Genomic DNA, 23547 nt, shown 5'->3' with positions numbered 1-23547 from the left:
TTGGGCGATGTAATCGGGTTTCAATTCTTGCACGAGCCCGGTTACATGGGAGTTACCGAAAGCACGGGGCAGCCCATGGTCTGGGCGAGGGCGGCGCTCAGAAGTCGGCGCCGGAATCGTCCGCCACGGATGGCGGCGGCGCAGGCCCATCGGCACGGTAGGCCGCCAGAAAATCGTCGGACGACACCTGGTCGGCCAGCGCCCGCAGATTAGCCGCCGACGCCGGGCCCAGCACGGCCTCGACCCGCTGGTTGGCCTCGGCCCAGCGCACCACCGCCTGCGACAGCAAGCTGGTGCCGGTGGGCGTCAGCACAGCCCGTTTGGTACGCCTGTCCAGCGCGTCCTGGCGCAGTTCCACTAGGCCATCGCGCACCAGCGGCCGCAACGCATGGGTCAGTGCCGACAGCTGAATGGCCAGCCGGTTGGCCAGGTCTTGCAAGGCGGGCGCCTGGCCTTCGGCGCGGGTGAACTTGCCAATCTCGACGAGCAGCGCCAACTGGGTGGCCTTCAGGTTCAGCGGCGCGAGCGCTTCGTCGTACAGCTGGCCGAGCCGGCGAGCCGCCAGGCGCACAGCCGTGTTGGTGCAGACCTGCACGCCAGGCGGAATCGAGATGTCCGCCAAGGCGGGACTCGACGGGGAGGAAACCTCTACAGACTGGCTGGTAATTCCCATACTCTCCAAATGGTTGAGTGCTGCACTATTCACGACAGGGCTGCGCAAAACCCTACATTTGAGCCCTCAACCAATTTAGTTGAGCCCTCAATTTTATCGGAGAGCCCCTTATGAGCCAGACCCCATCCAAAAAAGTCGCATTGATCAGCGGGGCTTCCGCCGGCATCGGCGCCGTGTATGCCGACCGCCTTGCCGCCCGTGGCTACGATCTTATTCTGGTGGCCCGCCGCGCCGACCGCCTCGATGCCCTCTGCGCCCGGCTGATCAAGACCCATGGCGTTCAGGCCCGGCCGGTGGTAGCCGACCTGAGCAGCCCCGAAGACTTGGCGCGCGTCGAAGCGATCCTCTCCACCCACGGCGATCTGCAGGTGCTGGTCAACAACGCCGGCATCGCCCGCCTGGGCCCCGTGTTGCAAAGGACGGCGCAAGACGCGGCGGCGCAGATCGCTCTCAACATCACCGCCCTCACGCGCCTGACCCAGGCCGTGGTGCCGGCTTTCTCCGCCCGCAAGCAGGGACTGATCATCAACATCGCTTCGGTTCTGGGCATCCACGCGTTGCCCATCAGCGCGGTCTACAGCGGCACCAAGGCCTTCGTTTTGCAATACAGCCGCGGCTTGCAGCAGGAACTGGCCGACACCGGCGTGAAGGTCCAGGTCGTCCTGCCCGCATCGACCGCCACCGAGTTGTGGGATCTGTCCGGCGTGCCGCTGTCCGCGCTCAGCCCCGACGGCGTCATGACGACCGAACACATGGTCGATGCGGCGCTCGCCGGGCTGGACCAGGGCGAATCGGTCACCTGGCCGTCTGTGGCCGACGCCGGTCTGTGGGACACGTACGACGCCGCCCGCAGCGCCCTGTTCGCAGCCAGCCAGGCCGGCAAACCCGCCCCGCGTTACCAGGTCGCCTGACACGTCCCCGCGCCTTCCCCTCGCGCGGACTTGGCGCGCTTCATTCCCCATCTGCCCCTTCCTTCAGGACTTGCCCATGCTTTTTGACGCCTTCTCTCTGCGCAACACGCCCCTTCAGAACCGGGTGGTGATGTCGCCGCTCACGCGCAACCGTGCGGTCGATGCCAACACGCCCAACGACCTGATGGCCACGTACTACGGCCAGCGCGCCACTGCCGGGCTGATCATCACCGAGGGCACATCGCCCTCGCCCAACGGCCTGGGCTACGCCCGCATTCCCGGCCTGTTCAACGACGCGCAGGTGCAGGGCTGGAAGCGCGTGACCGACGCCGTGCATGCTGAAGGCGGCAAGATCGTCGTGCAGCTCATGCACACCGGCCGCGTGTCTCACCAGGCCAATCTGCCCGCCGGCGCCGAAGTGGTCAGCGCGTCGGCCGAGGTCTGCCCTGGCGAGATCTGGACGGATGCGCACGGCACCCAGCCGCACACGCCACCGCGCGCCATGACCGAGGCCGACCTGCAGGCAGTGACCGGCGAATACGCCACGTCTGCGCGCCTGGCCATGGAAGCCGGTTTCGACGGCGTCGAACTGCACGCGGCCAACGGCTACCTGCTCGAGCAATTCCTGAACGCCAACATCAATCGCCGCACGGATGGCTATGGCGCCACGCCCGAGGGGCGCAACCGGCTGGTGCTGGAAGTCGCCCGGGCCGCCGCCCAGCAGATCGGCGCCGAACGCGTGGGCATTCGCCTGTCGCCCCACGGCGTGGTCAACAGCGCTGGCGCCTTCGAGGGCGTGGAGGCGCAGTACCTCGCCCTGGTGAAGCAGTTGTCTGCGCTGGGCCTGATGTACATCCACGTGCTGGACCATTCGGCCCTGGGCGCGCCGCCGGTGCCGGCCCAGCTGAAGGCCGACTTGCGCGCCGCATTCGATGGCCCGTTCATCCTGGCGGGCGGGCAGAACAAAGCCAGTGCGCAGCAGGCTTTGGACGACGGCCTGGCCGACCTCGTCGCTTTCGGCCGGAGCTTCATCGCCAACCCGGACCTGGTCGAGCGCCTGCGCAAGGATGCCCTGCTGAACGCGCCGTCACCCGACACGTTCTACACGCCCGGAGCCAAGGGCTACACGGACTACGCGACGCTCGCCGGCTGATGCGCATGGGGCTCGCTGCCGCAGCGCTGGTCGGCGCCCAACGAGCCTGCGCATTCAAGCCGCTAGATCCGCCCCACCCAGAATACAAGCCAAATCGGCCTCTAGCGCCCGTCCCATAAGCGCAAGCAGCTATTGATTCAATAGCGCGAAGCTGCATGCGCTGATGCGCGGGCCTGGGCCACGCCAGCGCTGCGCCGCATCAACGCATCAACGCATCAACGCTTCGATCTCATCCGCCTTCACCGGCACGCCGCGCGTGATCAGCTCGCAACCCGCGTCGGTCACGATGGCGTCGTCCTCGATGCGGATGCCGATGTGGTGGAACGCCTCGGGCACGCCCGGCGCGGGCCGCACATAGAGGCCCGGCTCGATGGTCAGCACCATGCCCGGGTGCAGGATGCGGCTGGGCCGGTTGGTGATGGCTTCGCCCGAGAGCGGATCGCGGCGCTCGCTGGTCTGGCCGACTTCGGTGGGCTCCACATAGCTGCCGCAGTCGTGCACATCCATGCCCAGCCAGTGGCTGGTGCGGTGCATGTAGAACTGAAAGTAGGCGCGGCTGTCGATCACGTCCTGCGCCGACCCGACCTTGTTGCGGTCCAGCAACCCCAGGTCGAGCAGGCCCTGCGACAGCACGGCCACCGTGGCGTCGTGCGGGTCGTTGAAGCGCGCGCCGGCCTTGGTGGCGGCAACAGCCGCGTCCTGGCTGGCCAGCACCAGGTCATACAGCGCGCGCTGCGGGCCGGTGAAGCGGCCGTCCGCCGGAAAGGTGCGGGTGATGTCGCTGGCGTAGCCATCGAGTTCGCAGCCGGCGTCGATCAGCACCAGCTCGCCCGCGCGCACCGGGGCGGCGTCGGCGCGGTAGTGCAGCACGCAGGCGTTGGCACCCGCCGCGACGATGGAGTTGTACGCCACGGCCTGCGAGCCCTGGCGGCGAAAAGCATGCAGCAGCTCGGCGTCGAGGTGGTATTCACGCACGTCCTGGCCGGCGCGCAGCATGCGGGCGCTGCACTGCATGGCGCGGATGTGCGCCTCGGCGCTGATGGCGGCGGCGCGGCGCATCACGTCCTGCTCGTGCGCGTCTTTCACCAGGCGCATCTCGTCGAGCAGCGTGCACACGTCGCCCTGCTCGGCCGGGCACAGCGCGCCGTAGCGTACGCGGGCGCGCACCTGGTTCAGCCAGCCTTCGACCCGCGCGGCCAGCCCGGTGTGCGTGGCGAAGGGGTACCAGACGCGGGCGCGGTTTTCCAGCAGGCGCGGCAGCTCAGATTCGAGCGTGGCGGCGGAGTGCGCGGCCTGCACGCCCAGCGTGTCGACCGCCGCCTCGGGCCCGAGGCGATAGCCATCCCAGATCTCGCGTTCCAGGTCTTTAGGCTGGCAGAACAGCGTGCTGGTGCCGTCGGCCGCCAGCACCAGGCAGGCGCCGGGTTCGGTGAAGCCGGTCAGGTAATAGAAGTAGCTGTCGTGCCGGTAGAGAAAGTCGCTGTCGCGGTTGCGCGAGCGCTCCGGCGCGGTCGGAATGATGGCGATGCCGCCCTCACCGAGTTGGGAGGCGAGGCGGGCGCGGCGCTGGGCGTAAAGCGCGGTGGTCGGCGCGGTGGTCGGCTGGGTCATGCGGCTATTCTCAGCCGAATGCAGGCGACGGCAGGACCGCGGGGGTGAATTTCCTTACAGTGCGCAGCACACCTACTCACGGCTTCACGCTGCCTGGCCCATGTCCAGCCTGATCTCTTCCACCTTCCATCTGATCTTTGCCGTGCTGCTGCCCCTGCTGGGCGTGGTGCTGACCGTGGCGCTGCTGCTCTACGCCGCCTACGTGCGCTGGGTGGATGTGCCGCAGAAGGTGCTGCTGTCGCGCCGCGCGTTGACCGTGCTGTGCGTGCTGGCGCTGCTGTGCGACGTGTGGCTGGCCGTGCGCCTGTACCTGCCGCAGCGCGCCCGCCAGGCGTGGCAAGACAGCGCCGCGCTGCGCGCCAGCCGCGAACGTTTCACGCTGGCGCAGGACTTTCAATACGGCGAACTGGTGATTCCCCCCGGCAGCCGCATCCTGCGCAAAGACCCGTTCGACCAGGGCGAGCCCGACCGGCCGCTGGCGCTGCACGGGCTGGAGGCGGTGCGGTTTGCGCAGCCCGTGCAGGTGGCAGGCGTGTGGGCCAGCGCGCTGCAGACGCACCCGCTGCGGGTGGAGCTGGCGCAGGACCAGCGCATCGGCCCCATCCACCGCTTCGACGCGCCCGGCCAGCGCTGGGTGGTCAACCGGCTGGTGCCGGCCCTTGCCTGCAAGAAGGGGCAGATGGCGGTGTTCCAGGTGCCGCACATCGCCTACGACGTGCAGGCCGAGCTGGGCAAGCCGCCGCCGGATGGGCCGGCCGCGCGGTTCTTGCCCAGCCAGTGGCTGTTTCGGCAATGCGAGGCGGGCGCGCCGATCGCGCTGGAGCCGGCTTCGTAAGAACGTGACCAGGCTTCGACAAGCTCAGCCCGAACGGACCCTTCTCCGCTCACCGGGAGCGTGCGCCAGGGCCGCTCAGCCGTTGAGCTCGGCCAGCCGTTCGGGCGTGCCCACGTCCGTCCAGCGGCCGGTGTAGAGCGCGGCGGTGACGCGGCCGGCCTCCATCGCCCGGCGCAGCAGCGGCGCCAGCGCAGCGCGCTCGCCCTGCGGGTTGCCGGGCGCGATGCTGCACCAGGGCGCGGTGAACAAGTCGGCGCGCAGCAGCGCGATGGTGCTGTAGGTGTAGCGCGGCCCGGGGTGGTCGGCCGGCAGGTTCAGCGCCAGGCCATCCTGTGACAGGCCGAAGTCGCCGCGCAGGTTGTGCGCCGGGTTGGGCACCAGCCACAGGTGCGCCAGCGCGTCGCTGGCGGCAAAGCGCTGTGCGGCCTCGGCGGCAAAGACGAAATCGGGCGCGAACACGTCGCCCGCCGCCAGCCAGAAGACTGGCCCCAGCAGCGGCAGCGCACGGGCGATGCCGCCGGCGGTTTCCAGCGCATCGCCGAAGTCCCGGCCCTCATGCGAGTATGAAATTGATAGCTGCTCGCGCTTATCTGGTAAGCGCTGGAGGCCAAAAACGCTTGAAAACCGCTCGCTGACCTGATCGCCCAGCCAGGCGGTGTTGACCACCGCGCGTGAAACCCCGGCCTCATGCAGCGCGCGCAGGTGCCATTCCAGCAGCGGCCTGCCTTGCACGGGCAAGAGCGGCTTCGGGGTGGTGTCGGTCAGCGGCCGCATGCGCTCGCCCCGGCCGGCGGCCAGCAGCATGGCGGGGGGTTGGGCGGTGTGGTTCATGAAGCGGCGGGGTGCGATGCCAATGCGCCGCGCTGCAGGGCATGGCGCAGCACCTGTTCGGGATCGAAGAGCGCCAGCAGCGCGGCCATCAGCGCCTCGGCTTTGGGCGAATGGTCGCCGCCGAAATTGCACACGTACACATCCAGCGTGACGGCGCCCTGCTCGGGCCAGGTGTGCACGCACAGATGCGATTCGGCCAGCAGCACGGTGGCCGTGACGCCGCCCGGGCCGTGTTCGGTGGCGGGAAAGGTATGAAACAGCTGCCCCACGGCCTGCAGGCCGGCTGCGGCAACGGCATCGGCGCAAGCGCTGGCCAGCGCTGCGGCGTCCAGCAGCCAGTGCGGCGCGCAGCGGCAGCCCTGAAGATCGGCGGTGAGGTGCAGGCCTTGCATGGGGCTGGACTGTAGTGCATCGCACCTGCATGCCGCACCCCGCGCCAGGGGCTGCGGGGCGCCCACGGAGCAGGCCGTTAAAATGCCGGGTTCCCCCTTCCACCGCCCCTTCCGGAGCCGCCCCTCGATGGCCAATTCTCAACAGATGGCGAATGCGATCCGCGCACTCGCAATGGATGCAGTTCAACAGGCCAATTCCGGCCACCCCGGCGCCCCCATGGGCATGGCCGACATGGCCGTCGCGCTGTGGGGCCGGCACCTGAAGCACAACCCCGCCAACCCGCTGTGGGCAGACCGCGACCGCTTCGTGCTGTCCAACGGCCACGGCTCGATGTTGCTGTACGCGCTGCTGCACCTGACGGGCTACCCGCTGCCCATCGAGGAGCTGAAGAACTTCCGCCAGTTGCACAGCAAGACGGCCGGCCACCCCGAATACGGCATCACGCCCGGCGTCGAAACGACCACCGGCCCGCTGGGCCAGGGCATCACCAATGCCGTGGGCTTTGCGCTGGCTGAAAAGCTGCTGGCGACCGAATTCAACCGCGGTGATCACGCCATCGTTGACCACCACACCTTCGTCTTTTTGGGCGACGGCTGCCTGATGGAAGGCATCAGCCAGGAAGCGATTTCGCTGGCCGGCGCCTGGAAGCTGAACAAGCTGATCGCGCTGTACGACGACAACGGCATCTCCATCGACGGCCAGGTCGCCCCCTGGTTCATCGACGACACGCCTGCCCGCCTGCGCGCCAGCGGCTGGAACGTGATCGGCCCAGTGGACGGCCATGATGCCGACGCTGTGGCTGCCGCCATCGCCAGCGCCAAGACCAGCGCCGACAAGCCCACGCTGATCGTATGCAAGACCGCTATCGGCAAGGGCTCGCCCAACCGCGCCGGCACCTCCAAGGCCCACGGCGAACCGCTGGGCGCCGATGAGATCACGCTGACGCGCAACGCCATCGGCTGGAGCAGCGCTCCGTTCGAAGTGCCTGCCGAGGTCTATGCCGACTGGGACGCCAAGGCTGCTGGAACTGCCGCCGAAGCCGAATGGAACGAGCGCTTCGCCGCTTACTCCGCCGCCTATCCCGAGCTGGCCGCCGAATTCACGCGCCGCATGGCGGGCGATTTGCCCAAGCACTTCGCGCAGACCGCCGTCGACACCGTGGTGGGCGCCCACACCAAGGCCGAAACCGTGGCCAGCCGCAAGGCATCGCAACTGGCGCTGGAGTCGTTCACCGCGCAACTGCCCGAGCTGCTGGGCGGCTCGGCCGACCTGACCGGCTCGAACCTCACCAACACCAAAAGCACGCCTGCGCTGCGCTTCGACGAAGCCGGTAACGTCGTGCAGGCCGAGTTGGCTGTGGGCACCGAGACGGTGAAGGTCGGCGGGCGCCACATCAATTACGGCGTGCGCGAATTCGGCATGGCGGCCATCATGAACGGCATCGCGCTGCATGGCGGCTACATCCCTTACGGCGGCACCTTCCTCACCTTCAGCGACTACAGCCGCAACGCCATCCGCATGGCCGCGCTGATGAAGCTGCGCGTGGTGCACGTGTTCACGCACGACTCCATCGGCCTGGGCGAAGACGGCCCCACGCACCAGTCGATCGAGCACGTTGCCAGCCTGCGCCTGATTCCGAACCTGGACGTCTGGCGCCCGGGCGACACGGCCGAAACCGCCGTGGCCTGGAGCGTGGCCCTCTCGAACCGCGACAAGCCCACCGTGCTGGCCCTGTCGCGCCAGAACCTGGCCTATGCGGCCAAGAGCGACCTGGGCGACATCTCGCGCGGCGCCTACGTGCTGAGCGAGCCCGCCGCCGTGGGCATCAAGAAGAAAGCGCAAGCCGTCATCATCGCCACCGGCTCCGAAGTGCAGCTGGCCCTGGCCGCGCAGAAGCTGCTGGCGGACAAGAAGATCGCCGTGCGCGTGGTCTCCATGCCCAGCACCACCACCTTCGACCGTGAAGACGCCAAGTACAAGGCCAGCGTGCTGCCGGCCGGCGTGCCGCGCATCGCTGTGGAAATGGGCACGACCGACGGCTGGTGGAAGTACGGCGTGTCGGCCGTGGTTGGCATCGACACCTTCGGCGAATCGGCACCGGCGCCCGTGCTGTTCAAGCACTTCGGCTTCACGCCCGAGAACGTGGCCGACACGGTGCTGGTGGCCATCGGCGCTGCCCGGCTGAAGAAGCAACCCGCGGCCAAGACGAAGGCCCCCTGATCCTTGCCGCCCGCTGCGCCCGCCGTCAGCGGGCGCGTCGTGGCAGGTTCCCAGTTTTTCAACTTTGCAACTTTGGAGAGACAAACCATGACGATCAAGATTGGCATCAACGGCTTCGGCCGCATCGGCCGCAACGTGCTGCGCTCGGCCGTGCAGAATTTTTCCGACATCGAAGTGGTCGCCATCAACGACCTGCTGGAGCCGGACTACCTGGCGTACATGCTGCAGTACGACAGCGTGCACGGCCGCTTCGACGGTGAAGTCTCCGTCGAAGGCAACACGCTGGTCGTCAACGGCAAGAAGATTCGCCTGACGCAGGAGCGCGACCCGGCCAACCTGAAGTGGAACGAAGTCGGCGCCGACGTGGTGATCGAATCCACTGGCCTGTTCCTCGACAAGGTCACCGCGCAAAAGCACATCGACGCGGGCGCCAAGAAGGTGCTGCTGTCGGCCCCGTCCAAAGACGACACGCCGATGTTTGTCTTCGGCGTGAACCACGCCACCTACGCCGGCCAGGCCATCGTGTCGAACGCGTCGTGCACCACCAACTGCCTGGCTCCGCTGGCCAAGGTGCTCAACGACAAGTGGGGCATCAAGCGCGGCCTGATGACCACCGTGCACGCGGCCACCGCCACGCAAAAGACGGTGGATGGCCCGAGCAACAAGGACTGGCGCGGCGGCCGCGGCATTCTGGAAAACATCATTCCATCCAGCACGGGCGCTGCCAAGGCCGTGGGCGTGGTCATTCCTGAGCTGAACAAGAAGCTGACGGGCATGTCGTTCCGCGTGCCGACCTCCGACGTGTCGGTGGTCGACCTGACGGTGGAGCTGGAAAAGGAAGCCAGCTACGACGAAATCAAGGCCGAGATGAAGGCCCAGTCCGAAGGCGCGCTGAAGGGCGTGCTGGGCTACACGGAAGACAAGGTGGTGGCCACCGACTTCCGCGGCGACACCCGCACCTCGATCTTCGACGCCGACGCCGGCATCGCCCTGGACAAGACCTTCGTCAAGCTCGTCGCCTGGTACGACAACGAGTGGGGCTATTCGAACAAGTGCCTGGAAATGGTCCGCGTGATCGCTGGCAAGTAAAGTCATTAATTTGAGGCAAATAGGCCTCTAGCGCTTATGCAGCAAGCGTGAGGCGCTATCAAAAAAGAAGCCCGGAGCCTTTGCAGGCCCCGGGCTTTTTTCATGGACCGCCGGCGTCAGAACGTGGCGTGCACGCCCAGCCACAGGCGGCGGCCGTAGCTGGTCTTGTCGTAGGTGGCGGCGTCCAGTTGCTTGTCGCCCAGGTTGTAGAGCGCAGCATTGAACGTCATCGCCCGGCTCCACTGGTAGCTCGCACCCAGGTCGACCATGGTGTAGGCCGGCACGGCGCCGGTGTTTACCGTGGTGCCGTATTCCTTGCCGTAGTAGTTGGCGGCGCTCCAGAAGCTGAGGCGGGGCGACGCCTTCCAGTCGGCGCGCAGGTTGGCCGTGTGCTGGGGCGTCAGGTTCAGCGGAGCGCCCCGGTTAGCGCCGCTTTTCTGCTCTGAATCGAGGTAGGTGTAGTTGGCCTTGAAGGCCAGCGCCCGCGTGGCCTGCCAGGTGCCATGCAACTCCAGCCCGGCGATGCGCGCGCTGTCCAGGTTCACGCGGTCCATCACGATGAAGCCGTTCCAGCGGTTGGTAGTGGTCACCGTGGAGAGCTTGTTCTTGAAGTCGTTGTAGAACACCGTGGCGCCGGCCGACAGGTTGCCGCGGTTGGACCACAGCGCGCCGACTTCATAGTTGGTGCTCGTTTCCGGCTTCAGGTCGGGGTTGCCCAGCATCACGAAGCGGTTGCGGCGCAGATAGGCGTAGCCCGGAATCACGGCACGGATCTCGGGCGTCTTGAAGCCGCGCGAGACACCGCCCTTGAGCGTCCACTGCTGCGTCGCCTGCCAGTTCGCATACAGGCGCGGGCTGGCGTGCGTGCCGTACTGGTCGTGGTGGTCCAGCCGCAGGCCGCCGGTCAGGCGCAATGCGTCGGTCAGCGACCATTCGTCTTCCACGAAGACCGCTTTCTGCGCCACGCCGAAGCGGCTGCGCACGCGGTCGCCCAGGCCTTCGTTCCAGTCTTCCAGCTCTGTCTTGTTCCACTGCACGCCGCCGGTCACGATGTGCGCGCCCACGGGCGCCACCAGCTTGGCGTCGAACACGCGGTTGCTGACCTCGGGCTTGCGCTGCGAAAACGCATCCTGCGTGGCCGACGTGCCGTCGCTCAGGCCCCAGCGCGAGCCGCGTTCCCACGCCAGCGACACCTCGGACGACGCCCAGCCCCAGCGGCCCTTGTGGGTGATGGAGGCGTGGTCGCGGTCGTTTTCCTGCTCGCGCGTGGCCCAGTTGGCGCTGGGGCCGTCGCCGTTGTCCAGCCGCGTGATGCCGCCCTGGATCAGGATGTCCTGCGCGGCCGAGGGCGTGATGGCCAGCCGCGCCGTCAGGTCGCGGTGCCGCGCACGGGTGAAGCCCTCGGTGGTCTGCACGTCGTCGTCGGCCTGGCGGTTGAGCTGGCGGCCCCAGAGCTGCAGGCCCAGCACGTCGGTCTTCACCGGGCCGGCCAGGTAGAACTGGCTCTGGGCGGCATTGCCGAATTTGCCGTGCTGCTGCGCCGTGTAGTCCAGCCCGACCGAGCCGCCCCACGCCTTGCGCACCTTGCGAGTGATGACGTTGATGACGCCGCCGATCGCGTCCGAGCCGTAGAGCGACGACATCGGCCCGCGCACGACCTCGATGCGCTCGATGGCCTCGGCCGGCGGGATGAAGCTCTGCTCGTAGCCGCGGTTGCCGTTCACGCGCGCATCGCGCAGGCCCTGGCGCTTGCCGTCCACCAGAATGAGGGTGTAGTCAGCCGGCATGCCGCGAATGGAGATGTCCGTCTCGTTGCTGTTGCCGTTGACCACCACGCCTTCCACGTCGCGCAAGGCATCGGTCAGGTCGCGGAACGACCGCTTGCGCAGCTCCTCGCCCTGAATCACGCTGATGGACGCCGGCGCCTGTTCGACCTGCTGCTCGAAGCCCGTGGCCGTGACCACCACACCGCCCAGCGTGGCCATGTCGCCCTCGTTGGGCGCCCCTGCGGCGGCCTGCGCCTGGGCCGTGCCCGACAACGCCATCAAAACCGCCCACACCACCTGCTGCCCGGTTGAAGCCTTGCGCATGACAACCCTCCCTCTTTATTGTTGGAAAATGAGAATCGTAATCATCAGCAACTGACGTTTTTGGACAGCTTGTGACAGCCCCGGACACCCTGCCGACCGCCGCCGATCCCGGTGCGGCACCCGTGCGCCTGCGGGTGCTGGTGGTGGACGACCACCCGCGCATCCGCGAGCCGCTGGCGGCCTTTTTGCGCCGCGAAGGGATGGAGGTGGACACCGCCGCCGACGCGCGCACCCTGCTCAGCCTGCTGGAGCTGCGCCGCTTCGACGCCGTGGTGCTGGACGTGATGCTGCCCGACGGCGACGGCAGCCAGCTGTGTGCGCGCGTGCAGGCCGAACACGGCGTGCCCGTGCTGCTGCTGACCGCACGCGCCGCAGTGGACGACCGCGTGCGCGGGCTGGAGCATGGCGCGGACGACTACGTGATCAAGCCCTTCGATCCGCGCGAGCTGCTGGCGCGCATTCGCGCCGTGCTGCGGCGGCGCGGCGCCACTGCAACGGCAGCTGCCGCCCTGGCACCCCAGCTCCGGCCAGGCCGCGCGCCAGACAGCCGCTGCTTCGCTTTCGCCGGCTGGCACTTCGACGCGGCGCGCGGCAGCCTGCGGCCGCCCGCCGGCCCGGCGCGGCTGTTGAGCGATGCCGAGGCGCGCCTGCTCGAAGTGCTGCTGCACCACGCGGGCGCCGTGCTCAGCCGCGAGCAATTGCTCGACTTGACGCGCACCCAGGGCCGCCAGGGCGAGGCCGCCTTCGACCGCACCATCGACCGGCAGATCAGCCGCCTGCGCACGCGCCTGCAAGGCGGCACCGCCGAAGACACCCTGCTGCGCACGGTGCGTGGCGGTGGCTATTCGCTGGTGGTGCGGGCAGAACGGGCGGAGCCGCTGGGTGGCTGATCTGCCGGCCGGCTGCGGCACGCACAACGCCCGACCGGCACCGCGCGCGATGGGGCTGGCTTGGCAGTTCGGCCTGCTGCTGGTGGGCGCGCTGCTGGCGTCGCACTTCATCGCCATGGCGCTGCTGCAGCGTACCGGCGCGCTGATCCACCCCATCTCGCGCGAACAGGCGCTGGCCACCCTGGCCACGGCGCATGCACTGGCAGGCAGACCTGGGCCGGACGACGCCCGCCGCACCGAGTTGCTGGCGCTGCAAGCATCGCCCTCCGCGCGCCTGTGGCTGAGCGCTGCACCCACCCTTGCGCCCTTTGCCATGCAGCCCGAAGAACTGCGCCTGGCCGCCGAGTTGCGCGAGCGCCTGGGGCTGCCGGCTGCGGCCGGCGTATGGATGCAGCTGGAACGCGCCTCGGGTGAAAATGCCCGCGCAGGGCTGCTGAGCCTGGCGGCCTGGGAGCCGCTGCACCTGCGCGCCAGCCTGGCGTTGCCCGGCGGCAGCCATGACAGCAGCAGCGACCGCCTCGGCGCCCCGCGCTGGATCAACGCCGACCTGCGCCTGCAAGGCCGCTACGACTGGTCTTCCACGCTGCTCTACACCCTGCCCGCCAGCATCCTGCCGGTGCTGGCGGCCGCGCTGTGGCTGGCCTGGCGGCTGGTGCGGCCGCTGCGCGAACTGATCCAGGCCACGGCCCGCGTGGAATATGGCCGCGAGCAGCCCGCGCTGCCCATGCACGGCCCGCGCGAGGCGCGCGAGCTCACGCACCAGTTCAACGCCATGCAGCGCCGCATCGCCCGGCACCGCGATGCGCGCACCCGCATGCTGGCCGCCATCAGCCACGACCTGCGCACGCCCGTGACCGAGCTGCGGCTGCAATCCGAACTGGTGGGCGAGCCCGACCTGCGGCACGGCCTGCTGGCCAGCGTGGTCGAGCTGGAGGCGCTGGTCTCCTCCACCCTGGACTTCGCCCGCGCCGACGCCCAGGCCGAGACGGCCGAGCGCATCGACATCGCGGCGCTGCTGCACGAGCTGGCCGCGCGCTACCAGCGCCGGGGCCAGCCCGTGTCGGTGCACGCCAGCCCCGGCCCGCTGACGTGGGCGTGCCAGCCCCTGGCCCTGCGGCGCGCGCTGGTCAACCTGACCGACAACGCGCTGCACCACGCGGGCACGGCGGTGGTGATCGAGGCTGAAGAGAGCCTGCAAACGCTGCAGATCCGCGTGATCGACAGCGGCCCGGGCATTGCTGCGGCGCAGCTTGAACAGGTCTTTGAGCCTTTTCACCAACTCGACAGCGCCCGCAGCCCGGATCGGCCCGGCGTCGGCCTGGGCCTGTCGATTGCCCGCGAATGCGTGCAGGCGCAAGGCGGCACGCTGGTGCTGACCAACCGACCCGACGGCGGGCTGTGTGCGACGCTCCATCTGCCCGGTGTAGCGGGTTGACGGCCCGACACCTGGATTTGAAGTATTTTCGGCCTCTAGCGCTTATCCATCAAGCGCAGATAGCTATATATTTAATAGCAAATCATTAATCAATCTGCACGCACGCGCCGCGCACGATGCGCCCAGCCAGCTCAGCATCGGCCTTCAAGAGCGTCTGAAATTCCACCACGGGCAGCGTGCCCGACTCCACCCCCACGCAGGCCAGGCGCTCCTGCACCACCCGGTCGGCCAGCACTTGCAGAAATCGCGCAAACAAACTCGTTTGCCGAGCTTGGGCGATGGAACGAGTCGTTCCTTTTCATCGGGCCGACCGTAAGACAACGCCCACGGAGGGTGCTGCGCTGAGCCTACGCCCCCGCAACAAGACGTCACCAACAATCGGATACCGCTGTTGCAGCGCACGCCTCTTGTTCCGCGTTGCAACCTGTTGTACCGATTCAGGAGCCTTTTCACCATGCAGACCGCCACCTTTTTCCGAACCTCTACCGCCGTATTGGCTCTGGCAGCGCTTGCAGCGTGCTCGTCCACTCCCCCGCCTGTCGACCAACTGGCTGTGAGCCGCTCGACCGTGAACCGCGTGGGTGCCGAAGCGACCGTGGTGGCGAACGCCCCGGTGGAACTGCAGCGCGCACGCGACAAGGTCACGATGGCGGAAAAGGCCATGAACGACAAGAACTACGACATGGCCCGCCGCTATGCCGCCGAAGCCGAAGCCGACGCCCGCGTGGCCGAGACCAAGGCCGACGCTGCCAACAACGCCAATACGCTGCAGCAGGTGCAAGGCAGCATCCGCGGCCTGCAGACCGAGATCGAACGCCGCGCGCCAGTCGTGCGCCCCGTGCCGCCGGCACCAGGCATGGCACCACCAGCCCCGATGGCCCCGCCTGCGCCACCCGCAGCGCCGATGGCTCCCGTGCGCTAAACCCACGGCCTAACCCTGGCACTCACCGGGCAGCTTTCTGCCCGCCCCCTCATTCAAGAACGGAACACCATGCACCCCATCCTTCGCCGCACCCCTGTCCTGGCCGCCGCTCTGCTCGCCGCCGGCTTGATGGCCGGCTGCGCCAACCGCGCGCCGCTCAACTCCGTGGAAGAAGCCCGCACGGCCGTCAACCGCACCGCTACCAATGCCGATGTGGTGCGCCTGGCCCCGCTGGAGCTGAAGTCCGCCACCGACACGCTGGCCCGCGCCGACCGCGTCTGGACCGATGACAACGACGCCGCCGAAGCGAACCACCTGGCCTACCTGGCCACGCAGCGCGCTGAAATCGCCAGCAACACCGCCCGCGCCCGCCAGCTGGACGCCGACATCAAGAAGGCCGGCACCGACGCCGAGCGCATGCGCCTGACGCGCGAGGCGACCCAAGCCCGCCTGCAGGCCGACGCCAATGCCCGCAGCGCCCAGCAGGCGCAAATGCAGGCAATGAGCGCCGAGCAGCGCGCCGCCCAAAACGAAGCCCGTGTGCGCGCTTTGGAAGCGCAACTGCGCGACATCGAAGCGCAGCAGACCGAACGTGGCCTGCTGGTCACCCTGGGTGACGTGCTGTTCGCCTTCAACAAGGCCGAACTGTCGGCCCAGGCCGGCCCGCGTCTGGACAAGCTGGCCAACTTCCTGCGCCAGTTCCCGGACCGCAAGCTCATCATCGAAGGCCACACCGACAGCGTGGGCGGCGATGCCTACAACCAGGAACTGTCGGAGCGCCGCGCTCAGGCCGTGCAAGGCGCGCTGGTGCAACGCGGCGTGACGCCCGACCGCATCACGGCCCGTGGCTATGGCAAGACTTACCCCGTGGCCGAGAACGGCTCGGCTGAAGGCCGTGCGATGAACCGCCGCGTGGAAATCGTGATTGCCGACGACAAGGGCAATCTGCGCGGCCGCTGATCCACCACCACTGCGCCCCCAACCCCGCGCCGGCCCCATGCCGGCGCGGGGTTTTTTACGTCTTCGCCATACTGCCGCCATGACCGATACGACGACAACGACCCTCACCGCCCAGGACGTTCTGCACTTCTGGTTCGAACAATCCACGCCCGCGCAGTGGTTTCAGAAGGACGACGCCTTCGACGCCGCCATTCGCGACCGCTTCAGCGCCCTGCACGCGCAGGCAACGCAAGGCGAGCTGGCGGCCTGGCGCACCGACGCCGCCGGCAGGCTGGCCGAAATCATCGTGCTCGACCAGTTCTCGCGCAACTTGCTGCGTAACCAGCCCGAGGCCTTTGCGCAGGACGGCATGGCGCTGGTGCTGGCGCAGGAAGCCATCGCGCAGGGGCTGGACGCCGCGCTGCCGCCAGAGCAGCGTGCCTTCTTGTACATGCCCTTCATGCACAGCGAATCTGCGCGGCTGCAGGCGGAATCGGTGCGGCTCTTCACCGCCCTGGGCAATGCCAACAATCTGGACTTCGCCCGTCGCCACCAAGTGATCGTGGACCGGTTCGGGCGCTTTCCGCACCGCAACGCCACGCTGGGGCGCGCATCGACGCCGGAGGAAGTCGCCTTTCTGCAAGAGCCCGGCAGCGGGTTCTGAACGCCGCCCTGAAGAAATCAAGGTCAAATAGGCCTCTAGCGCTTATCTATCAAGCGCCAGTAGCTATTAAAACAATAGCAAATAGACAACGGCGGCCAAAGGGCCTTGGCGCCCACGTCTGGCGGAAACACTGTAAATTATCACAGTGCTTACCGAATCCAAACTCGCCATCCTGGCCGACGCCGCCAAGTACGACGCCTCGTGCGCCTCCAGCGGCACGTCATCGCGCAACTCGGTGGGCGGCCGGGGCATCGGCTCCACCGAAGGTGCGGGCATCTGCCACAGCTACGCGCCGGACGGGCGCTGCATCTCGCTGCTGAAGATCCTGCTGACCAACTACTGCCAGTACGACTGCCTGTATTGCGTCAACCGCATCAGCAGCAACGTGCCCCGCGCGCGCTTTGCGGTGCAGGAGGTGGTCGACCTCACGCTCGACTTCTACCGGCGCAACTGCATCGAGGGGCTGTTTCTCTCCAGCGGCATCATCCAGACGCCCGACTACACCATGGAGCGCGTGGTGGAAGTGGCCCGCGTACTGCGCGAAGAGCACGATTTTCGCGGCTACATCCACCTGAAGACCATTCCCGATGCGTCGCCCGAGCTGCTGCTGCGCGCCGGCCGTTATGCCGACCGGCTGAGCATCAACATCGAACTGCCGACCGAGCAAGGCCTGGCGGCGCTGGCGCCCGAGAAAGACGGCGCGGCCATCCAACGCTCGATGGGCCGGCTGGCCACGCACATCGACGAAGCCAAGCAAGCCCGTGCGCAGCAGCAGCGGGGCGGCGCGGCGCAAGTCATATCGATGCCCGGGCGCACGCGCCGCGCCGAAGCCCCACGCTTTGCGCCCGGTGGGCAGAGCACGCAGATGATCGTGGGCGCCGACGCGGCCGACGACCGTACCATTCTGGCCACCAGCGCCCGGCTCTACGGCGGCTACGGGCTGCGCCGCGTGTACTACTCGGCGTTCAGCCCCATTCCGGACGCATCGCGCGCGCTGCCGCTCACCGCGCCGCCACTGGTGCGCGAACACCGGCTGTACCAGGCCGACTGGCTGATGCGCTTTTACGGCTTCACACACGACGAGATCGTGCCGCCCGCCGCGCCTGGCGATGCGAACGCACCGGCGGGCATGCTGTCGCTGGACATGGACCCGAAGCTCGCCTGGGCCATCGCCCACCCCGAGCTGTTTCCGGTCGACCTGAACACCGCCCCACGCGAGCGCCTGCTGCGCGTGCCCGGCCTGGGCGTGCGCACCGTGGACAAGCTGCTGTCCGCGCGCCGCGTGCGCCGCCTGCGCCATGCCGATTTAGGAACGTTGCACGTGCCGCTGGGCAAGGTGCTGCCCTTCGTCGCCGTGGTGGACCATCGCCCCATCGACCGGCTGCGCGACCCGGTGCGCCTGCGTGCCCACCTGGCGCCACCGCCAGTTCAAGCGTCGCTATTCGCCTGAGGTGCGCCAGGCATGCCGCATTCCGTCACGCTGCGCCACGCTGCCGACTGGGCCGGCTTTCGCGACGCCGCCCGCACCTGCCTGCAGGCCGGGCTGGAACCCATGCAAGTGCATTGGCAGGTGGCAGGTGCGGCGGAAACCGATCTGTTTGGCGGCGATAGCCATGAGGAAGGCGAGCCAGCGCATGCCTTCGCCACCGCTGCGGATACCACCAGCGCCGCGCGCGTACCCCGCGCCTTCATCACCCTGGGTGGGCACGTGGCGCTGCACAGCGACCCCGACCGCTATGCCCTGCTGTACCGCGCCCTCTGGCGCCTGGCGCACGACCCGGCGCTGCGGCACGACACGCTGGACGCCGACCTGTCGCGCATGCAGCGCATGGCGGCGGCCGTGCGGCGCGACATGCACAAGATGCGCGCCTTCGTGCGCTTTCGCGCGGTGGACGATGGAGAAGAACAGCCTTTGCACGTGGCGTGGTTCGAGCCTGATCACCACATCGCGGAGGCCAACGCCGCGTTCTTCGTTCAGCGCTTCACGCAGATGCGCTGGGCCATCCTGACGCCCGAGTGCAGCCTGCGCTGGGACGGCGACGCGCTTCAAATCGGCCCCGGCGCCACACGCGCCGACGCGCCGCCGCCCGATGCGGGCGAGGCGCTTTGGTTGACGTATTACCAGCACACCTTCAATCCGGCCCGGTTGAAGCTGGCGATGATGCGGCGCGAGATGCCTACGCGCTATTGGAAGAATCTGCCCGAGGCCGCGTTGATCGACTCACTGGCCCGGGGCGCGTATGAACGCAGTGCGCGCATGGTTCACGCCGGCGGCACTGAGCCGCATCGGCGCATTCCCAAGGTCGGCTAAACGACGCTGCCGTCGGCGGTGCGAATGGTTTCGCGGCCTGCCTTGTCCTTGAGGCGGCCCAAGTCGTTGTCCAGGGCACGGGCGAGCTTGTCGATGGCGGCAGTGAAGGCTTCAGGCACCTTCTCCGCATCGGCGGTGACTGCCAGCGGGGGGCGGCCGGCGGCACGTGCCTCAATGCTGCAGCGCTTGTCGGCGCCGCCCGACTTGCCGGCGTCCAGGTCAGACAGATGGATTTCCACCCGCGTGAGGTGGTCGCGGAACCGTAACAGCCGGGTATTCGTCTCGTCCTGGATCCAGCGGTTCATCGCCTCGCTGCCATCGATGTGATCGTCGGTCTGTACCTGTACTTGCATGAGCGGCTCCTTGTTGTTTGAACCTGCAGAGTGGGGTCACCCCCCCACACTTCAATCAGTATTTGCGTTTGCTTGCGCGCGGTTGCTTTTCGCTTCACTCGAATCATGGGGTACCTGTGCCACAGTGCACGTTGGCCGTCACGCATTGACGATGAAGGCCGACATGCCCTGCGCCTCGGTCGCATCAGCGGGCAAACTGCGCAAGTGCGCCAGCCGCTCCAGCAGGCGCTCCGCGGCAGCGTCACCCGGTAGCCGGGCCAGCAGCGCGCGCAGCCGCATCTCGGCGTCATCCCACTGCCTCGCATCCAGGCTGTGCAACGCGGCAGCGCTGAGCACGCACACCTCCTCGTCAGCGCAGGGCGTGAACACGCGCACGGGCTCGGTGCGGCCACGCACGGTGATGTCGCCCAGCACACGCAGCGTGATGTCGGCCGGCAACTGCGCGGCTGTGGCGGCCGACAGCAGAATGCCCGTGTCGAAAGCCTTGTTGGCGCCTTCCAGCCGCGCCGCCAGGTTCACCGCGTCGCCTACCGCGGTGTAGGCAAAACGCTGCTCCGACCCCACGTTGCCCACCACCGCGCGCCCGGTGTGCAGGCCGATGCGCAGCTGTACGGGCGGCAGATCGCGCGCGGCCAGTTGCGCAGCCAGTAGCGGCATGGCGTGCTGCAGCTCGATGGCCACACGCACCGCGCGCTCGGCCTGCCGGTCATCATTTAATGGCGCTCCCCAGAAGGCCATCATCGCGTCGCCGATGAACTTGTCCACCGTGCCGCCAGCCGCATGCACACGCGGCACCATGGCGTTGAAGCAGGCGGTGAGCACGTCCACTGTCTGCTCCGGGCTCAACCGCTCGGACAGCGAGGTGAAGTCCGCCAGGTCGGTGAACATGAGCGTGATCTCGCGCGATTCGCCGCCCAGGTGCAGCCGGCCGGGGTCGGCGGCCAAGCGCGCTGCCACGGCCGGCGGCACGTATTGCGCAAAGCGCGCCCGAAGCAGCCGTGCGCGGCGCCGGGCCACGGCATAAGCCAGCAGCGCCGCAGCGCCATAAGCCGCCAGCACGGCCCCGGCGGGAAAGAGCGGCGGCCACCACAGCCCGCGCTGGAACAGCAGCCACGACCCGAAGCCCATCGCCCCCGCCAGCAGCACGGCCAGCGGGCCGGCAGCTGCAGGCCAGCGCCAGCCTGCGGCCAGCAGCAGCGGCAAGGTCAGCATCAGCGCCAGAGGCGACCAGCCGGTGTCCACGCTGCGCAGCTGTGCGCCGGTAAGCTGGTTGTCGATCAGCGTGGCCTGCAATTCCACGCCCGGGAAAAGGCGCTCACCGCCCAGCAATGCGAAGGGTGCGTTGAACAGGTCGGACTGCGCATGTCCCAGCTCGACTGGCGTCAGCGCAGAGCGACCGATCAGCACGATCTTGCCGCGAAAGAAGCCCGGTGGCAGCACCCCGGGCAACAGTGCCTCGTAGTAAGACCGTGTCTCGAAGGTGCCGCGGGGGCCGCGATAGACCACGAATTCGGAAGGGGCAGCCGCGCGATTTTCGCGCGCGGCGCGGGCGTCGGCCAGCGCCGCGAGCTTGCCGGCAAAACTGTTCACGTGCGCATTGGCCCGGCGCACGACGAAGTCGTCATCGGGCTGCACCAGCGAGTCGCCCGGCACCGCGCCGGCCGCCAGAAAGCGCGGCAGCGGCATCACCTCGCCCCAGGCAGCCGCAGCAGCACCTGCGCTGGCGACGGGCTCGCGTGCAGACGCCAGCACCACGGACGATGCTGCAGCGATGGCGCGCTCGAAAGCCGCATCTTCCGCTTCCGTCGAAGGCTCGGAAAACAGCACGTCGAAACCCACCGCCGCTGCGCCGTCAGCGTGCAGGCGATCGAGCAGGCGGGCATGCATGCTGCGCGGAAACGGCCATGCATGCTGCACTTGCCGAAAGGTGGGTTCGTCGATAGCCAACACGACCACTGGCACGCTGCTGCGGCCGGGGGCAGACAGGGTGGTGAAGACGTCGAACACTTTCATCTCCAGCCCGGCCCAGGGCCGCGTAAGACTGAGTGCCCACACCAGCAGCAACGCGAGCGCACCCACCGCCACCGTCGCAGCGAAGGGCGGCAGGGGACGGTCGGGACGGCTCGGCCACCACCGACGAACGACGTTGGCAGGAAAGCGCAGCGAAAGGGCCATAGCTGCGCAGTATGGCGCGGCTGGCGTGAACCAAGTAGCCGACGCCCCCCAGGGGCCGGCTCCTACAGCTGGACGCGCCTTTTGCGGTTACAACTGCCCGATGTATTCAGCTTCGCGGAATCCTGCTTTCGACCACCCAGACGCCCGAGCCCGGTTCTTGTGTCGGAACAGCCGGCATGCGATCCGCTCCTCATGACTTCATCGAAACGCCTCAAGATCGGTCTGTCGGCCTGCTTTTCTCATGCAGACCCGGCACGCTCTCTCTTCACCAACAAGACGCTCCAGTATGTGGAGCAGACCATCGCGCACTGGATCATGTCCGCTGGCGCCATGGTGGTGATGGTGCCCTGCCCCACAGGCGAAACCGCGCGGGGCGACGTGACGCTGGCGCACTATGCCGAGTGGCTGGACGGGGTGGTGATGCACGGTGGCGCCGACGTGTGGCCGGGCAGCTACGGCGAGGAGCCGCTGAAAGATGCATGGCTGGGCGACCGCATTCGTGACCTGTACGACCTGGCGGTGGTGGAGGCATTCGAGCAGGCGGGCAAGCCCATCTTCGGCGTATGCCGGGGCCTGCAACTGATCAACGTGGCTTTCGGCGGCACGCTCTACCAGGACATCGAGACGCAACACCCGGGCGCGCAGCAGCACCGCAACGCCGTCACCTACGACCAGCACTTTCACGAGATCGACATGGTGCCAGGCACGCGCCTGTCGGCCATGTACCCCAAGCAGCAGCGTGTGGTGGTTAACAGCATTCACCACCAGGGCATCAAGAATCTCGCTCCGGGCTTTGACGTGGAAGCGTGGAGCCACCCGGATGGCGTGCCCGAGGCCATACGCCGCCGGCCCAGCCGGGGCAAGGGCTACATCGCGGCGACGCAGTGGCATCCAGAGTTTCGCGCCAAGGACGCAGTGGCGCTGGACGACACGCCGATCCTGCAGGATTTTCTGGCTGCCTGCTCCGTGGCCAAGGTGCGCCCGGCGCCAGGGCACAGTCCATTCCAGATCCGCGACCGTGCATCGCGGCTGCTGCGACAAGCCCTTTTGCTGCGGCGTTGATGTATAAAGAACTACCCGCGAAGTCGGGGTGACAAAAAACTTGTCATAAAGCAAGGGGCAGGGTTAAGGATTTCCATTGGTTTTGCAATGACTGCATTCAGCGAGTGCGGCAGTGTGCAAAGAGTGGCAACCTGCCAGCCCTGCAAGCAGTGGCTGCGAGAGCGAATGAAACTCGGGCCTGCAACTGCTAAAGCCTGCAATCCCCTCGTTTTCTCGCTCCGCGCCAATGCTCCAGGCGGTCAGTTGTCGTTAGCGTCGGCAAGGCACGGGCCTTTGGGTTCGTAAGCAGCGCTGGGTTGTCCATCCGGCCCGTCTGCTCGGTGCCTTCCGGTTTTTCTTCCCTTCATCAGGAGAAAGCGATGCGAGCCAGCCCGGATTCCCATTCCCCCCGTGTCTCGACACTCCCACCGGCCGATCGCGTGCGCTCACGCGTGCGGCGTTGTGCAGCGGTCATCGCTATCGGCGCCTTCAGCCTCGGCCTCGCTGCGCCGGCTGCCGCCATCACGGGCCAGCTGAATTCCCAGATCACGCTCACCTCGGGCTGCATCATCTTTGGCGGCCCGGGCACCATCAACGGCGCTAACTTCGGCACGCTGGACTTCGGGGTGCGCCCGGCCACCTTCATCGGCACGGCCACGGCAGTGGCCACCGGCGGCGAGGGCGGTGGCACCACGCAGGTCGTGTGCTCGCCCGAATTGACAGCCATCAACATCGCGGTCAGCGGGGGCAATCATGCTGGGCAAGGGACCTCGGGCGTAGGCCAGCGCGCCATGAGCAATGGTGCAGCCTTTTTGGCCTACGACATCTACCGCGACGCAGGTCATTCCACGCCCTACCCGGTGTCTTCGGCCGTGACCGGCATCGCCATTCCGATCACCGGCGCCGCATTCGTGCTGCCCATCTTCGGGCTGGTCAATAAGACCACGCCCGAAGCTCTGCCTGCAGGCACCTACACCGACCAATTGCAAATCACGCTCACCTTCTGAACAG

General features: G+C 67.8%; 22 protein-coding genes. 14 read left to right on the top strand and 8 right to left on the bottom strand.

Translation table 11 applies throughout. The features are described 5' to 3' along the window. Nucleotides 1–97: 97 nt before the first annotated feature. Complete coding sequence (locus tag RQI28_RS13020) at nt 98–622, bottom strand: winged helix DNA-binding protein (protein ID WP_311222325.1); 525 nt, start codon at nt 620–622, stop codon at nt 98–100. Nucleotides 623–783: 161 nt separating this feature from the next. Here RQI28_RS13020 and RQI28_RS13015 point away from each other — a divergent pair, with 161 nt between their 5' ends. Together RQI28_RS13015 and RQI28_RS13010 are read left to right on the top strand one after the other, a co-directional pair. Further along, nucleotides 784–1584, top strand: coding sequence for an SDR family oxidoreductase (locus RQI28_RS13015; protein WP_311222324.1), 801 nt, complete (start codon nt 784–786; stop codon nt 1582–1584). 76 nt (nt 1585–1660) lie between these two features. Next, nucleotides 1661–2737: an alkene reductase gene (locus RQI28_RS13010; RefSeq protein WP_311222323.1), complete on the top strand. Its 1077-nt coding sequence runs from the start codon at nt 1661–1663 to the stop codon at nt 2735–2737. Nucleotides 2738–2944: 207 nt separating this feature from the next. On the opposite strand, the gene RQI28_RS13005 is transcribed toward RQI28_RS13010, so the two are convergent. Beyond that, a complete protein-coding gene (locus RQI28_RS13005; RefSeq protein WP_311222322.1) occupies nt 2945–4348 on the bottom strand; it encodes an aminopeptidase P N-terminal domain-containing protein in 1404 nt (467 codons plus the stop codon). A gap of 100 nt (nt 4349–4448) precedes the next feature. Here RQI28_RS13005 and RQI28_RS13000 point away from each other — a divergent pair, with 100 nt between their 5' ends. Continuing rightward, nucleotides 4449–5183 (top strand): hypothetical protein, encoded by a 735-nt coding sequence (locus RQI28_RS13000; RefSeq protein WP_311222321.1) that lies wholly within the window; start codon nt 4449–4451, stop codon nt 5181–5183. Between the two features lie 75 nt (nt 5184–5258). Here the strand turns inward: RQI28_RS13000 and RQI28_RS12995 are convergent, their stop codons facing one another. Together RQI28_RS12995 and speD are read right to left on the bottom strand one after the other, a co-directional pair. Further along, a complete protein-coding gene (locus tag RQI28_RS12995; protein ID WP_311222320.1) occupies nt 5259–6014 on the bottom strand; it encodes a nucleotidyltransferase family protein in 756 nt (251 codons plus the stop codon). Then, nucleotides 6011–6406 carry an adenosylmethionine decarboxylase gene (gene speD, locus RQI28_RS12990; protein ID WP_311222319.1) on the bottom strand — a complete coding sequence of 132 codons (396 nt, stop codon included), beginning with the start codon at nt 6404–6406 and terminating at the stop codon, nt 6011–6013. Before speD ends, RQI28_RS12995 begins: the two co-directional genes overlap by 4 nt. Nucleotides 6407–6533: 127 nt before the next feature. Here speD and tkt point away from each other — a divergent pair, with 127 nt between their 5' ends. Together tkt and gap are read left to right on the top strand one after the other, a co-directional pair. After that, nucleotides 6534–8627 (top strand): transketolase, encoded by a 2094-nt coding sequence (tkt, locus tag RQI28_RS12985; protein ID WP_311222318.1) that lies wholly within the window; start codon nt 6534–6536, stop codon nt 8625–8627. An 87-nt stretch (nt 8628–8714) separates the two neighbouring features. Next, complete coding sequence (gene gap / locus RQI28_RS12980; protein WP_311222317.1) at nt 8715–9716, top strand: type I glyceraldehyde-3-phosphate dehydrogenase; 1002 nt, start codon at nt 8715–8717, stop codon at nt 9714–9716. Between the two features lie 116 nt (nt 9717–9832). Here the strand turns inward: gap and RQI28_RS12975 are convergent, their stop codons facing one another. Next, nucleotides 9833–11806 carry a TonB-dependent receptor domain-containing protein gene (locus RQI28_RS12975; RefSeq protein ID WP_311222316.1) on the bottom strand — a complete coding sequence of 658 codons (1974 nt, stop codon included), beginning with the start codon at nt 11804–11806 and terminating at the stop codon, nt 9833–9835. Between the two features lie 71 nt (nt 11807–11877). On the opposite strand from RQI28_RS12975, the gene RQI28_RS12970 reads away from it, so the two are divergent. Further along, the gene (locus RQI28_RS12970) at nt 11878–12696 is read left to right on the top strand and encodes a response regulator transcription factor (protein ID WP_311222315.1); all 819 of its coding nucleotides are present in this window, start codon (nt 11878–11880) and stop codon (nt 12694–12696) included. Next, complete coding sequence (locus tag RQI28_RS12965; RefSeq protein ID WP_311222314.1) at nt 12689–14131, top strand: ATP-binding protein; 1443 nt, start codon at nt 12689–12691, stop codon at nt 14129–14131. The genes RQI28_RS12970 and RQI28_RS12965 overlap by 8 nt, the downstream gene beginning before the upstream one ends. 85 nt (nt 14132–14216) lie before the next feature. Here RQI28_RS12965 and RQI28_RS12960 read toward each other — a convergent pair whose 3' ends face one another. Further along, nucleotides 14217–14387, bottom strand: a complete 171-nt coding sequence (locus tag RQI28_RS12960; RefSeq protein WP_311222313.1) for a hypothetical protein — start codon at nt 14385–14387, stop codon at nt 14217–14219. A gap of 198 nt (nt 14388–14585) precedes the next feature. On the opposite strand from RQI28_RS12960, the gene RQI28_RS12955 reads away from it, so the two are divergent. From RQI28_RS12955 to RQI28_RS12935, 5 genes are all read left to right on the top strand, one after another. Next, on the top strand, nt 14586–15053 hold the full coding sequence (locus RQI28_RS12955) for a DUF4398 domain-containing protein (RefSeq protein ID WP_311222312.1): 468 nt from the start codon (nt 14586–14588) through the stop codon (nt 15051–15053). A 69-nt stretch (nt 15054–15122) separates the two neighbouring features. After that, a complete protein-coding gene (locus RQI28_RS12950) occupies nt 15123–16013 on the top strand; it encodes an OmpA family protein (protein ID WP_311222311.1) in 891 nt (296 codons plus the stop codon). 79 nt (nt 16014–16092) lie between these two features. After that, nucleotides 16093–16656 carry a DUF924 family protein gene (locus RQI28_RS12945; protein ID WP_311222310.1) on the top strand — a complete coding sequence of 188 codons (564 nt, stop codon included), beginning with the start codon at nt 16093–16095 and terminating at the stop codon, nt 16654–16656. A gap of 145 nt (nt 16657–16801) precedes the next feature. Further along, nucleotides 16802–18106 (top strand): putative DNA modification/repair radical SAM protein, encoded by a 1305-nt coding sequence (locus RQI28_RS12940; RefSeq protein WP_311222309.1) that lies wholly within the window; start codon nt 16802–16804, stop codon nt 18104–18106. A 12-nt stretch (nt 18107–18118) separates the two neighbouring features. After that, nucleotides 18119–18967 (top strand): TIGR03915 family putative DNA repair protein, encoded by an 849-nt coding sequence (locus RQI28_RS12935; RefSeq protein ID WP_311222308.1) that lies wholly within the window; start codon nt 18119–18121, stop codon nt 18965–18967. Here the strand turns inward: RQI28_RS12935 and RQI28_RS12930 are convergent. Both RQI28_RS12930 and RQI28_RS12925 read right to left on the bottom strand, forming a co-directional pair. Continuing rightward, entirely contained in the window at nt 18964–19320 is a 357-nt protein-coding gene (locus tag RQI28_RS12930) for an HPF/RaiA family ribosome-associated protein (protein WP_311222307.1), read from the bottom strand. The two genes, RQI28_RS12935 and RQI28_RS12930, sit on opposite strands and share 4 nt — an antisense overlap. Nucleotides 19321–19458: 138 nt before the next feature. Continuing rightward, nucleotides 19459–21495, bottom strand: coding sequence for an adenylate/guanylate cyclase domain-containing protein (locus RQI28_RS12925; RefSeq protein ID WP_311222306.1), 2037 nt, complete (start codon nt 21493–21495; stop codon nt 19459–19461). 192 nt (nt 21496–21687) lie between these two features. Here RQI28_RS12925 and RQI28_RS12920 point away from each other — a divergent pair, with 192 nt between their 5' ends. Beyond that, nucleotides 21688–22557 carry a gamma-glutamyl-gamma-aminobutyrate hydrolase family protein gene (locus tag RQI28_RS12920; RefSeq protein WP_311222305.1) on the top strand — a complete coding sequence of 290 codons (870 nt, stop codon included), beginning with the start codon at nt 21688–21690 and terminating at the stop codon, nt 22555–22557. Between the two features lie 419 nt (nt 22558–22976). Beyond that, the gene (locus RQI28_RS12915; RefSeq protein WP_311222304.1) at nt 22977–23543 is read left to right on the top strand and encodes a spore coat U domain-containing protein; all 567 of its coding nucleotides are present in this window, start codon (nt 22977–22979) and stop codon (nt 23541–23543) included. Nucleotides 23544–23547: the final 4 nt, after the last annotated feature.

The sequence above is a fragment of the Acidovorax sp. WCS2018Noco2-16 genome (assembly GCF_031843945.1).
GTDB lineage: Bacteria > Pseudomonadota > Gammaproteobacteria > Burkholderiales > Burkholderiaceae_C > Paracidovorax.
This window is presented reverse-complemented; position numbering and strand designations above follow the sequence as displayed.